Below are 11597 nucleotides of genomic sequence, written 5' to 3'. Positions count from 1 at the left end.
GCCTTACTCGCGCCCGTCACGGGACAGCGCAGCGACGCCGCGGGTAGGCGCAAGCTGTGGCTCGGTGTGCATACAGGGCTCGTGGTGCTGTGTACAGCCGGGTTGTTCTTCGTCCGCGACGACCCGTCGTACCTGGTGCTGGGTCTGGCGCTGATCGCCGCCGGGAGTGTGTTCTCCGAGTTCGCGGGGGTGAACTACAACGCCATGCTGGTCCGGATCTCCACCAAGGAGACGATCGGGCGGGTGTCCGGGTTCGGCTGGGGCATGGGGTACTTCGGTGGACTCGTCGCGCTGACGATCGTGCTCTTCGCGTTCATCCAGCCAGATGTCGGGCTGTTCGGTGTGACCTCCGACGACGGGATGAACATCCGGGTCGTCGCGCTGTTCTCGGCGGTGTGGTTCGCACTGTTCGCCGTACCGGTGCTCCTCGCCGTGCCGGAGGCTCCGCCGTCCGGTGAAAGGCTGCGGCACAATTTCTTCGCCAGCTACGTGGTCCTGGGCAAGCGGCTGGCTCACATGTGGCGCGATGAGCGCCGCACTCTGTGGTTCCTCGCCGCGAGCGCCGTATACCGGGACGGGCTCGCCGCCGTGTTCACCTTCGGCGGAGTGATCGCCGCAGGCACGTTCGGATTCAGTGACACGCAGGTGGTGATCTTCGCCATCGCCGCGAACCTCACAGCTGGGCTCGGCGCCGTCTTCGGTGGGCGGCTGGATGATCGGTTAGGCCCGAAGACGGTCATCGTCGGATCGCTGGTGGCGCTGGTCGTCGTCGGGAGCTTCATCACCGCACTCCCTGGGCAGGCGACGTTCTGGGTGGGCGGTCTGATCCTCGCGGTGTTCGTCGGCCCGGCACAGTCCGCCAGCCGAACGTTCCTGGCCCGTATCGTCAGCCCGGAACGCGAGGCAGAAGCGTTCGGCCTCTACGCCACGACCGGGCGGGCGGTGAGCTTTCTCGGCCCGGCGGCCTTCAGCGGGTTCATCGCCATCTTCGGGACTCAGCGCGCGGGGATGGCCGGCATCGTCCTGGTGATCCTGGCCGGGGCCCTCGCCGTCCTCCGTGTCCGTGCCCCGGAACGGAACACGCCCAGTCCCTGACGAGTGATGGATAGTCGCCGCCAGCTGCGGTGACGCGCGGTCACGGTGTCGCGTCTCGACGGCCCAGGTATTGCTCAAGCTCTGAGATCCCGCGTAGCGCTTCAGCATGTCGGCATGCCTCGGCCTGACGCTCGCAATGGCGTCGATACAGATACAAGCCCACAGCCCGCAACGCGTGCCCGACCGCAGACATGAGCAACAGCGCGATTCCCACCACGAACGTCGCCGAGAGCAGCGTCACCAGCGTCGAGCTCAGTTCTGCGTAAGCAGCCGTGCCGAACTGGAACATCACGCCCTCCTTCGCCCTTGAACGAGAACCAGCTCCAGAGCTGCTGCGCTAACGCCGACATGCTCCAGAACGAGCCTCCATAGTAGCGCCAAGTGGGCAGTCAAGCCCATATATGTTCGGGCTTTCGTCCGCTGACATCGACATTGCCCTGCCTATACTCATTCTGGTGACCGTCCAGCCGAGCATGACGTCGCTGCGTGCGGATGCGCGCCGCAACCGCGACGCCATCATCTCGGCCGCCCGCAGGCTGTTCGCCGAGCGCGGTCTGGACACTCCCCTCGATGCCATCGCACGCGAGGCCGGGGTGGGCCGGGCGACGATGCACCGCCGGTTCCCTACCCGCGAAAGCCTGGTGCAGGCCGTCTTCCTTGACAACATCACCGAACTGGAACGGGTCAGCCACGCCGCAGCCGATCCCGCCGACGCCTACATCGACATCCTCACCGCGATGCTCGAGATGCTCGTCAAGGACGTGGGCTTCGTCGACGTCTTCAATAGCCGTGCCGTGTCGGAGGCGACCAGGCAGGACATCTCAGCTCGGTTCCTCGCGATCTTCGAGGAACCGCTACGTCACGCGCAAGCAGCCGGGCGCATCCGGCCCGACCTGGGCCTGGATGACACCGCGCTCCTGGTTGACATGTTGAGCGCTGCGGCTCACAGCTTCGGCCCCGCCGCTCCGACCGATCGGGTCAACCGCGCGCTCGCCTTACTCCTCGACGCCGTCCGTCCACCCGGGCCCGATACGTGACGAAGGCCTATTGACTTCGCTGGACGCATTCTCATCTGCGCTGATGGCCAGAGATCCATCCCAGCCGTTACGCTCGCCACACGCGGGCGCGTTCAGGGGAATGGCCAGCGGAGGGAGCCCGCGCAACGTCTGATCTGAGGGGGTCACACGATGGGTTACCCACCTGCGGAGGAAGTTCCACTCGGCACCTACTACGAGCTGTCCACTCATCTGATCGCATTGGAGGTATCTCGCCGCGGGCACGAGCCGATATGGCTGCGCAAGGCGGCGTTCGTGGTCGACATCGACGGCGTCACCCATGGATGGAACATGACTCGATGCGCGGTCACATCGACCATCGGCGCCGAGTTGACCACCCGCAAGGACTACACCCGCGCCCTGCTGCGCCGAGCCGGTCTGACTGTGGCAGCCGGCGGCTCTTACCGGTCGGATGACTTCGACCGCGCGCTCAGCAGGGCACGTCGGCTGTGGCCGGTTGCGGTCAAGCCAGCCGGGCGAGGCTCCGGCCACGGCGTCAGTGTGGGTGTCAGCGACGAGGACGGATTCCGGGCGGCCTGGGAGCTGGCCGTGTCGCCGGGCGGCAAGGTCGTGGTCGAGCGTGTCCAGGACGGTGAGGAAGCTCGGTTCCTCACCGTCGGCGGGAGATGCATCGCTGTGGCCGGACGCACTCCTGCTCAGGTGATCGGCGACGGCCGATCAACCGTCGCCGAGCTGGTGGAAGAGAAGAACGCCGCGCGGCAGGACAACCCGCACCTGCGGGGTCACACGGTTCCGGTACGTGGCGACCCACACCACGTGCCGGCGTCAGGCGAGCGGGTAGTGCTGGACGATCGGGGCGGGTTCTCCAGTGGCGCGGACTCCGTCGACCTGACCGACACGGCGCACCCGTCGTATCTGGACCTCGCCGGGCGCGCAGAGCTGGCGTTTCCGCAGCTCGGCCTCTCCGGCGTGGACATCATCGCCTCCGACTACACTCGGCCGGCGACACCCGAGAACCACGTCATCGTCGAAGTGAACTCACGGCCCGCCATCGGTGCACATCATTTCCCCGCGCACGGCACACCGCGTGACGCAGCCAAAGCCATCGTGGACGCCTGTACCGACGTCACCGCCGGATGACAGAGTAGACCAGCCAGATGGCTCAGGGCCGGGCCAGAGCGGCCTCCAGCTGAATGAGCCGTGCGGAGAGCACCGGATTGTCGACGGAAGCGACGTGGCTCCGGGCTGCCTCCAACGCGTCGGTCCTGCCCGCAGAGACTCGGAGCATCGCGGCTTCCGCCTGGAGCTCCCGCATGCCGTGCACCGACGCCAGCTGGTCCAGGTCGTCCACCAGTTCCTCGACGTTGCCCAATCCGTTTGCAATCGCATGGGTCACCTGGGCTGCAAGCCCGTAGGCCTCCAGCCAGACGTAGGCGTCGTTCACGCGTCGGCACGCGGTTCGGGAATCGTGTAGCAGACGAGCAGCCACGGTGTGCTCCCCGCGCTCGGCCGCGACCAGCCCGAGGCCCCGACACGCGAGGCTCTCCCAGCACGGGTCGCCCACTTCGACGGCCAGTGCGTGGGCGCGGCTGAACAACTCCTCAGCTTCGTCGACGCGACCGGCGTGCATGGCTACCTCGGCGCTCCACGACAGCGGGTACGACGCGAACGTGAGCCAGCCGGCCTGGTCCGCCAGTGCCCGGGCACGCTCCAGGTGCTCCGCCGCCAGTTCATCCTCGCCGCGCAGCAGCCGCAGTCGCCCGAGGTGGGTCAGCGCCATCGCGGACGCCCGCAGATCGCCGCCATACTCAGCGTGACGCACGGCGTCGAGGAACAGCGGTATCGCCTCCTCGTAACGTCCGGCGTCGCTGCGCAGAGAGCCCTTCGTCAGCAGGATCCAGGCACGCTCCGAATCGTCGGCGCCCACGGTTGCCATGGCGCGGTCCAGCCAACGCTCGGCCGGCTCGAAGCGGCAGCGGAGGAACTCCACCCATGCCAGCTCCCGGCAGGCCGCGGTCGCGAGGCCAGGACGTCCGACGCGTTCCGCGACGGCCACGGCCTCCCTGAGCGCCGCCACGCCCGCCTCGTCGGCGCCACGGACGGCGTGCACCTGGGCGCTGCCGAGGTGGATCAGTGCCCTGACCAGGAGCTCGGGGTCCGCAATCGCCCTCGCGCCGGCGACCGCGCGCCGCAGTGACCCGATCCCGGTGTCCGACGCACCTGCCGACACGGCGGTCACGCCCGCCTGCAGCTGTGCCTCCGTGCGCGTCCGGCTGGCCTGGGCGGGACGGGACATCAGCGGCTCCGCGGCGGCGCTCACCGAACGGGAGGGAGGCACACCGAGCTCGTCAAGGAAAGATTCGGTGACCAGCTCGACGTGCGCACGGGCCCCGGGGACGTCGCCGGACCGAGCGAGCGCACGAACGAGGAGCTCATGGCAGTTCTCGTCCCATGGCTGGAGCGCGACCAGGCGCCGGGCGTGCCCCACCGCTTCGTCCGCCCGGGCGGAGGCGATCTCGTCGCGTGCGGCCTCGCGGAGAGCTGCCGCGGCAAGCGCAACGACACGTTGCCGCTCCCCCTCGAGCCAAAGCTCGAAGCCCGCGCATGACGGGAACGTGAGCCCTTCGAGGAGCGGTGCGGACAGGTCGATCTGGTCGATCACCTCATACCATGGGGCCGCCGCCAGAAGGTGTATGTCGACCTGCACGTCGCGCGTCAAGGACAGCGTCACCGGGTCCCCAGCGAACGCGTGCGGCTCTCGCGTGATGCGGCGGAGTTCCGCAAGGTTCCAGCGCAAAGAGCCCAGGCCATCCTGGGCGTCCGGAAACAGGAGCCTGACGAGGCGCTCGCGCGGGACGGCGGCGCCGTTGCTCACCAAGTATGTGAGGAGGCCCCAGCCCTTCTTGCCGCGTGGCCCGTCCAGCTCGACTCCGTCGCCGAAGACTGCCGGACGCCCGAGCAACTTGATCGTCACCATGGGCGCCCTCCCGTTCACCTGCATGGTACGCCCGTTTTGGTCGCCGACGGAGCCGCAAGCAGAAGCCGGCTGTACGCGGTGTTCGCTCCGCGCGCGATCTGCTCCAAGGCACGCGGGTCCGAAGGACCACCGCGTCGTGACGCCGCGAGCTCTAGAAGGGACACTGCGGCGACCAGGTCACGGACGACAACCACGCCGGATCCTTCACGCAGGACGGTCCCGGGCGCGGTACCCAGGGCTGTGGCGGCCGCCCGGGCCGCCCCGGCGAGAGTCACGATCGCGTGGCCGGCGCAGGTGTCAGAGTGCACTAGATCGGGGTCCAGCTCCGAGACGGTGCCGAGGGCGTCACGCAGGGTGCCCAGTACGCCATCCGCGTCACTGTTGCTGGGCAGGAACGGCTGCGTCTCAATGCGATTCATCGTGATGGTCATGGTGCCTCCCTCGTCGGTGGCACCACGATCTCGTGGGACCGTGTGAGAAGGCGTGTGACCCCGAGCGGACCAGCCGTGCTTCTTCAACCCGTTGCACGACCGGGCCACAAAGGAGGTCGACTACGCGATCGGTGCCGGCACAGTCTCTGTGCCGGTATGTCGGCACTGCCATGGAGACATCCGCCGGGGTGTGCAAGACCTTGACGCGGTCCCGAGCGACACGCGTCCCGGCGAGCCGTACTTCCTCGGTGACGACAAGTGGGCCGTCACTGGGTACGGAGCGCTGGTCGAGGATCTCCCGACGGCCTTGTTCCGGTACGAGCAGGCCAGGCGGGCGACCACCGGATGACGGCGTCAACCTCGTCCCGGGACAAGCGCGAGCGGCGTCAACGCGCAAGCGCGCTGCGCAAGCGTCGGGCAGAGCGCGAGCAGCGGTCGCTCACCATCGTGCCGTTGTGGGCTCGCGTGCTCCGCCAGGTTGCGATATGGGGTGGCGCCGCCGTGCTGGCCGTCGGCACCTTCGTCGGTGCCACCATCACGGCAGAAGGGTTTCTCGACGAACAGGACAAGGAGGACCCGCTCACCGTCGCCGCCGAGGCGATCGACGCCGGTGCGTCTCAACGCGTGTGTTGAGACGCACCGGCGGATGGAGGACGCACGGCTCTTCGGATGTCAGCCGGCAGGCACGCCCGCAGCAAGGGCTTGCACGTCGGCCGTGGTAAGCGGCTGGCCGCCGATAGCCCAGTGCCCGCTCTTCACTTCCTCGACGAGCACCCAGGTCACCTGACGCATGTTCTCCCCTTCGATGTCGACCATCGTGTCGGTGAGCCGTTCCACGATCGTTCGTTTCTGTGCCTCATCGAAGACACCCTCGATCAATTTCACCTGGATCAACGGCATGGCTGTCCCTCTCTCTCCCTCGGAGATCCGCGGTCGGCGGACCTAGCGACAACTCTCGCCTTGAGACGTGTGAAGAGCCGTGTGACGGCCGCTCGTGCCCATGGCCGTCGCCTTCTGGTGGCCCACTCAGCATCGCTCCGTGGTGGCGAAGAGCGTTCCGTCGAGGTCGAAGCCGACCGCGGGCCAGACGTATCCCGATGGCGCTCTCAACCGATCCGCGTTTTCACGTCGGCTCGGCCTCGACGTGGAACGTGACGATGTCGACCTCAGCCTCTGGCGGCATGGCTGGGTAATGGTCGCGCAGTCCGTTGATGTAACCGGCCATGTCGGCATCTGCAGGAAGGTGTGCGCTGTGGGGCGTGAGCTCGCTGAGTAGTTGTCGCTTGACGCCCGTGATCGCGCCGCGTACGAGTGGGTGGTCGTACTTGTCCTCGAAGACGAAGACAGCCGGACCGACACTCGGCGTCTCGTCCCATCGAATCGTTGACACCTTGGTTCCGTCGATCACGCTGTCGTAATAGCGCTTGTTGAACCGCAGCACCCGGAGCGCGTTCGCGTCGGGAAACTCGTAGGCGCCGGGAAGAAGTTTGCGGATCGGATGCATCTGCGGTCCGTTCTTGGACGGCACGGCGACGAGGATGTCCGGATGCAGGTCGAGCATCGCTTGCCGACACCTGCCGCACGGGCCGATGAGACCGCGTCCGCGATCGCCAGCCGCAGCCATCGTGATCAGTGGGCCTGCCTCCACGGTTGCGGCGAGCCCCATCGCAACGAACTCCGCGCATGGCCCGCCGGTGAAGTGGTAGACGTTGACGCCCGCGTGGATGCGGCCCGCAGTGTCCATTGCCGCGGCGGCGACGGTGTGGTTCGAGTTCTCGCCAAGTAGCCGAGCGCGAACCTCAGCAGCTTCGATGACGCGTCGCTCCGATTCGAGGGGATCCATGCGTCCATCCTGCCAGCGGAGCCGACACGGGCCCCTTGCGTGCACCAGAGGGACGTTGCTGCGAACCGCAGAGTCACCATCAGCGGACAGCAGGGAAACCTCCCCGCCCGAGGCGTGGCATCCAAGCCTTCTTCATCAAGCTCATGGTCGCCCACGACGAAGACCTCGACAGCGAACCCGGCGAACAGGTCAACGTATTCTTCAATCCCGACATGCAACACCAGGCACTCCGCCGCCAGAACAGCGGCGGAACCGAAGCTGGACCTCAAACCGGCAATGTCGGCGGTTTGAACAACGACATCATGGTGGGCCGCCGGGGACTCGAACCCCGAACCTACGGATTAAAAGTCCGCAGCTCTGCCAATTGAGCTAGCGGCCCTGCAGGAACAGGCTACCTGAGACACCGCGCCGCAAGTGCAACGGCAATCCGAGTGTTTGGACGGTCATCGATGAAAGATCCAATGCCGTCGCGGACGTGACTGCCGCCAGCGCGACCCGGCACGCGTCGTCGGATCACGCACTCAACAGGTCACGCCAGATCGGATACCCAGGACTCGTTCCCGACGCCATATGCATACCTATACTTCCATATGTAGTATGTGTACTATCGTTCAACAGAGGGACGCTATGTAGAAGCGAGGTAGATCCTGTGTCGAGCCAGCTCGATGCGCACGTGCCGAGCGCCCATCCTCACGACCACGACGCTGTCGTCCAGGTCCACGACCTACGCATGCGTTATGGGGCAAAGGACGTGCTGGACGGCGTCGACCTCACCATTCACCGCGGTGAGGTGATCACCCTGTTAGGCCCCAACGGGGCAGGCAAGACCACGACCATCGAGATCCTCGAAGGCTTTCGGATGCGCTCAGCCGGCGATGTCCGAGTCTTGGGAACCGACCCCGCCGCCGGGGACGAACACTGGCGCGCGCGGATCGGCATCGTTCTGCAGTCCTGGCGGGACCACGGCAAGTGGCGCGTGCGGGACTTGCTCCACCACCTGGGCCGCTTCTACTCGCCGTACTCGAGCCCGGACCGGGACCGCCCGGTCCGCACTGACCACCTGATCGACATGGTGGGCCTGGGAGAACAGGCGGATCAACGAGTCAGCAAGCTATCCGGTGGGCAGCGACGCCGCCTCGACGTGGCGATCGGCATCGTCGGGCGGCCCGAGCTGCTGTTTCTCGACGAGCCGACCGCTGGCCTCGACCCGCACGCACGCCGAGAGTTTCACGATCTGGTGCACAGGCTGGCTGATCTGGAGGACACCACGATCCTGCTCACCACACACGATCTTCATGAAGCGGAGAAATTGGCCGACCGGATCCTGATTCTCGCCGGCGGACGGATCGTCGCCGACGGCAGCGCCGACCAGCTCGCCCGGAGCGTATCGAACCACGCCGAGGTGCGCTGGAGCCGCGACGGCGAGTTCTACGTACATCCCACCGACGACGCCACTGCATTCGTCCGCGAGCTGTTCTCCCAGCACGGTGACAAGATCGGCGACCTCGAGGTACGCCGCGCCAGCCTCGAGGACACCTACATGTCCCTGGTGCATCGCTTCGAGACCGGACACGACGACGGCACCGTCGTCCCTCTGGAAAGGAACCCCCGATGAACCCGACCGCCTATGCGGCCCGTCTCGGGACCTCCCGCGGATGGACCGAGTTCAAGATCGGCCTACGCAGCGCGGACGAGCTCGGTTTCAAGCTAACGTTCGCCCTCTCGTTCGCGTTGGTGCTGTACTTCCAGCGCGATTCGACGGTGGACGGCACCACACAGTCTCTGGCGAGCACGGTGCTGCCCAGCATTCTGGGCATGATGGTGGTCGCGGGAAGCGCACTCGGTGCCGCAGGAGCCCTGTCAGTCGAGCGCGAGGACGGAACGCTCCTGCGAGCCAAGGCCATACCGAACGGCATGATCGGCTATTTCTCCGCCAAGGTCACGAGTGTCACCTTGGACACGGCGATCGGTCTCACTCTCATCCTTGGCGCTGGATTGATCTTTGTCCCCGAGCTGCTGTCCACGGACGTCACCCGGTGGCTGGCCCTGATCGGCTTCGCCGCACTCGGGCTCCTGGCCACTCTGCCGTGGGGAGCGGTCGTCGGCTCACTGGTGCGCAGCCCGCAAGCGGCGGGCGGGTTGACCATGCTTGCGATCGGCGCGCTGACGGCCATCTCGGGCATCTTCTACCCGATCACCGCGCTCGCCGGCTGGGTCCAGGGCATCGCCCAGGTCTTCCCCATCTACTGGCTCGGACACGGCATGAGGTGGGCGCTCCTTCCGGACTCCGCCGTGACCGCCGAGATCGGAGCGTCCTGGCGCCCCGTCGAAACAATCGGCGTTCTCGTCGCGTGGGCCGTCGTAGGCCTGCTTGTCGCTCCTCCCATCCTCCGGGCCATTGCCCGCCGGGAGTCCGGTTCGGCTGTGGAGGAGCGCCGTCACCGAGCCATGCAGCGTGTCGGCTGAGAAGATGGGCAACCGATGAACGAGACCGTGTACAACAGGATCGCCATGCTCCGAGCCGAGCGCGGCATCTCCCGCCGTGAGCTCGCCGACGCGTTGGGCGTCCACTACCAGACGGTGGGGTATCTCGAACGAGGTGAGTACAGTCCAAGCCTCTATCTGGCTCTGAAGATCGCCGAATATTTCGAGGTCCCGGTCGAAGTGGTCTTCTCGACCACCGAGTTCCCCCGACTCGGCTCGGCCGAACGCTCCGCATGACATGTTCGACCCGACGATCTCATGCCGTCGGGTCGGTCACCTGGCCGGCGAACAAGACGACGCCGCTGTCACGGTGCCGGATGAGGTAGAGGAATGGTTTGTCGGCAGCCACGAGGAGTTCTGGCTCCGGTGGGCCACTCTCAGCGAAACCTAACCCGGTAGCGGCCGCGGCGACCGTGCCCCATTCGTCGACGGCGATGTCGGCTCCGTGCACGGCGCCGTCGAGGACTGTGTCCGGCGAAATGGCCGGGTAGCTGCCGGGCGCCGCTCCCCTCTCGTCGAGCCAACCGAGCAGGTCGAGTTGGGTCGTCGTCTCCCACGCCGGCACCCGCAGCTCGTATGGACCGGTCGTGAACGTCGCGTCGATCTCATCGAGCATGGCCTGGTCGAGCCGATCACGGACGTCGGCGAAGCGGCCCTCGTCGGGCACGAGCACCAGCATCGAGAACTCGTCGCCGGCGTACGGGATCTCCGCACCGACGAAACCGTCGCCCTCGCCACGCCGGTCGCCGAGCTCTAGTTGTTGCATGAACTCGACGTCGACGTCGCTGCCGTCGAGCCTGGTGAAGGTTCCGTCGACTGGGCCGTACTTGCCGAACGGTGTCGCCCACGCGGCCTTGAAGTACAGCGCGTCGGTGAGCACCAAGATGGTGTTTCCGTCGATAAAGCCCTCGGGAAGCAGGTCGGGTATCAAACCCTCGGTCTGATCGTCGACCCAGCTGTTGATCCGGTCCCGGCTGCCTCCGGGGTCGCCGGCTAGGTCCAGCGGCTCAATGCCGGCGCCGTGGTACGCGCCGAGCAGCTCGAGCCAGTCCGTGTCCGGCTGTGCGTCGACCCGCGGCCAGATCCGATCGGCGACAGTGACCGTGATGTCTTCCCCTTGCGCGGCCTCCAGTTGCTGGTCGAGCGCGTTCCAAGCCTCGTGTGAACCGTCGGGAAGCTGGAACGCCGCGTCGATGGCGGCCGCCGTGTCCGGATCAGCCGCGGCGCGAGCCATCAACATCGCATTGCCGATGCTGGACGGCGAGAAGACGACGTTCTGCTCGACCGGCTGCTCACGCAGCAGATCGAACCCGGCCTCGTTGAACCCAGCCGCCAGGGCACCGACCGGGGCATCGGCGTCGACTGGCGCGCGCTCGACATCCACCGGCGTAGCCCGCCCCGACGATGGCGTCGTATCGTCCGCCGAGCCCGGTGACTGTGTCGCATCGGCCGGCGAGTCCGACGGTGCCTCGGATCCGCAAGCGGCGACCAACAGAGCCATGACCGCAAACACGTATCGAGCTCTCATGCTAATTAGACTCCGACATCTCGGATCCGGTTTACGCCCTCCCCGCCACATGCCAGCTCAAGAATTGCTATTGCCTGTTTGGCACGGCGGCACCGCATCGCCGATGACGGCCGCGGAATGTTACTTGGCCAGACCCTTCCTGGCGAAGTTGACCGCCTCTTCAAGCAGCTGCGCCCACAGCTTCCGATCGACTGGAGGCACCGACACCCACTCACGGAAGGTT

The 11597-nt window shown here is 66.7% G+C and carries 14 protein-coding genes and 1 tRNA gene; 8 read left to right on the top strand and 7 right to left on the bottom strand.

Annotated elements, in window-relative coordinates:
* The coding region (locus ELR45_RS26915; protein WP_205857339.1) for an MFS transporter at positions 1–1095 on the top strand (1095 nt) is incomplete at its 5' end.
* A 40-nt stretch (positions 1096–1135) separates the two neighbouring features.
* Here ELR45_RS26915 and ELR45_RS26910 read toward each other — a convergent pair.
* On the bottom strand, positions 1136–1384 hold the full coding sequence (locus tag ELR45_RS26910) for a hypothetical protein (RefSeq protein ID WP_129669066.1): 249 nt from the start codon (positions 1382–1384) through the stop codon (positions 1136–1138).
* Between the two features lie 166 nt (positions 1385–1550).
* Between ELR45_RS26910 and ELR45_RS26905 the strand changes: the two genes are divergently transcribed.
* Together ELR45_RS26905 and ELR45_RS26900 are read left to right on the top strand one after the other, a co-directional pair.
* On the top strand, positions 1551–2132 hold the full coding sequence (locus ELR45_RS26905) for a TetR/AcrR family transcriptional regulator (protein WP_165368126.1): 582 nt from the start codon (positions 1551–1553) through the stop codon (positions 2130–2132).
* Between the two features lie 150 nt (positions 2133–2282).
* Positions 2283–3251, top strand: coding sequence for a hypothetical protein (locus tag ELR45_RS26900; RefSeq protein ID WP_129669064.1), 969 nt, complete (start codon positions 2283–2285; stop codon positions 3249–3251).
* 22 nt (positions 3252–3273) lie between these two features.
* Here ELR45_RS26900 and ELR45_RS26895 read toward each other — a convergent pair whose 3' ends face one another.
* The gene (locus tag ELR45_RS26895) at positions 3274–5088 is read right to left on the bottom strand and encodes an AfsR/SARP family transcriptional regulator (protein WP_165368125.1); all 1815 of its coding nucleotides are present in this window, start codon (positions 5086–5088) and stop codon (positions 3274–3276) included.
* 14 nt (positions 5089–5102) lie between these two features.
* Complete coding sequence (locus ELR45_RS26890) at positions 5103–5519, bottom strand: hypothetical protein (RefSeq protein ID WP_129669062.1); 417 nt, start codon at positions 5517–5519, stop codon at positions 5103–5105.
* Between the two features lie 190 nt (positions 5520–5709).
* On the opposite strand from ELR45_RS26890, the gene ELR45_RS35880 reads away from it, so the two are divergent.
* Both ELR45_RS35880 and ELR45_RS26885 read left to right on the top strand, forming a co-directional pair.
* The gene (locus ELR45_RS35880; protein ID WP_165368124.1) at positions 5710–5868 is read left to right on the top strand and encodes a hypothetical protein; all 159 of its coding nucleotides are present in this window, start codon (positions 5710–5712) and stop codon (positions 5866–5868) included.
* On the top strand, positions 5865–6152 hold the full coding sequence (locus tag ELR45_RS26885; RefSeq protein ID WP_129669061.1) for a hypothetical protein: 288 nt from the start codon (positions 5865–5867) through the stop codon (positions 6150–6152). The genes ELR45_RS35880 and ELR45_RS26885 overlap by 4 nt, the downstream gene beginning before the upstream one ends.
* Positions 6153–6191: 39 nt before the next feature.
* On the opposite strand, the gene ELR45_RS26880 is transcribed toward ELR45_RS26885, so the two are convergent.
* The 3 genes from ELR45_RS26880 to ELR45_RS26870 all read right to left on the bottom strand — a co-directional run bounded on the left by ELR45_RS26880 (position 6192) and on the right by ELR45_RS26870 (position 7741).
* Positions 6192–6419: a tautomerase family protein gene (locus tag ELR45_RS26880; protein ID WP_129669060.1), complete on the bottom strand. Its 228-nt coding sequence runs from the start codon at positions 6417–6419 to the stop codon at positions 6192–6194.
* A 223-nt stretch (positions 6420–6642) separates the two neighbouring features.
* Positions 6643–7362 (bottom strand): ASCH domain-containing protein, encoded by a 720-nt coding sequence (locus tag ELR45_RS26875; RefSeq protein ID WP_129669059.1) that lies wholly within the window; start codon positions 7360–7362, stop codon positions 6643–6645.
* 303 nt (positions 7363–7665) lie between these two features.
* A tRNA-Lys gene (locus ELR45_RS26870) sits at positions 7666–7741 on the bottom strand.
* Positions 7742–8092: 351 nt separating this feature from the next.
* Between ELR45_RS26870 and ELR45_RS26865 the strand changes: the two genes are divergently transcribed.
* From ELR45_RS26865 to ELR45_RS26855, 3 genes are read left to right on the top strand one after another with little or no spacing between them, the layout of a single operon-like run.
* Complete coding sequence (locus tag ELR45_RS26865) at positions 8093–8977, top strand: ABC transporter ATP-binding protein (RefSeq protein WP_129669096.1); 885 nt, start codon at positions 8093–8095, stop codon at positions 8975–8977.
* Positions 8974–9828, top strand: a complete 855-nt coding sequence (locus ELR45_RS26860) for an ABC transporter permease (protein ID WP_129669058.1) — start codon at positions 8974–8976, stop codon at positions 9826–9828. The genes ELR45_RS26865 and ELR45_RS26860 overlap by 4 nt, the downstream gene beginning before the upstream one ends.
* A 15-nt stretch (positions 9829–9843) precedes the next feature.
* Entirely contained in the window at positions 9844–10083 is a 240-nt protein-coding gene (locus ELR45_RS26855; RefSeq protein ID WP_129669057.1) for a helix-turn-helix transcriptional regulator, read from the top strand.
* A 19-nt stretch (positions 10084–10102) separates the two neighbouring features.
* Here the strand turns inward: ELR45_RS26855 and ELR45_RS26850 are convergent, their stop codons facing one another.
* Positions 10103–11230, bottom strand: coding sequence for a serpin family protein (locus ELR45_RS26850; protein WP_165368123.1), 1128 nt, complete (start codon positions 11228–11230; stop codon positions 10103–10105).
* Positions 11231–11597 lie beyond the last annotated feature (367 nt).

The organism is Phytoactinopolyspora endophytica, assembly GCF_004138495.1.
Lineage (GTDB): Bacteria > Actinomycetota > Actinomycetes > Jiangellales > Jiangellaceae > Phytoactinopolyspora > Phytoactinopolyspora endophytica.
The sequence above is the reverse complement of the archived record's forward strand: the minus strand, read 5'-3'. Positions and strand labels throughout refer to the sequence as shown.

Coding starts and splice junctions, on each gene's coding strand:
- ELR45_RS26885 (WP_129669061.1), top strand. CDS start 5,865: ATGACGGCGTCAACCTCGTCCCGGGACAAGCGCGAGCGGCGTCAACGC.
- ELR45_RS26890 (WP_129669062.1), bottom strand. CDS start 5,519: ATGACCATCACGATGAATCGCATTGAGACGCAGCCGTTCCTGCCCAGC.
- ELR45_RS26860 (WP_129669058.1), top strand. CDS start 8,974: ATGAACCCGACCGCCTATGCGGCCCGTCTCGGGACCTCCCGCGGATGG.
- ELR45_RS26855 (WP_129669057.1), top strand. CDS start 9,844: ATGAACGAGACCGTGTACAACAGGATCGCCATGCTCCGAGCCGAGCGC.
- ELR45_RS26865 (WP_129669096.1), top strand. CDS start 8,093: ATGCGTTATGGGGCAAAGGACGTGCTGGACGGCGTCGACCTCACCATT.
- ELR45_RS26910 (WP_129669066.1), bottom strand. CDS start 1,384: ATGTTCCAGTTCGGCACGGCTGCTTACGCAGAACTGAGCTCGACGCTG.
- ELR45_RS26880 (WP_129669060.1), bottom strand. CDS start 6,419: ATGCCGTTGATCCAGGTGAAATTGATCGAGGGTGTCTTCGATGAGGCA.
- ELR45_RS26895 (WP_165368125.1), bottom strand. CDS start 5,088: ATGGTGACGATCAAGTTGCTCGGGCGTCCGGCAGTCTTCGGCGACGGA.
- ELR45_RS26900 (WP_129669064.1), top strand. CDS start 2,283: ATGGGTTACCCACCTGCGGAGGAAGTTCCACTCGGCACCTACTACGAG.
- ELR45_RS26875 (WP_129669059.1), bottom strand. CDS start 7,362: ATGGATCCCCTCGAATCGGAGCGACGCGTCATCGAAGCTGCTGAGGTT.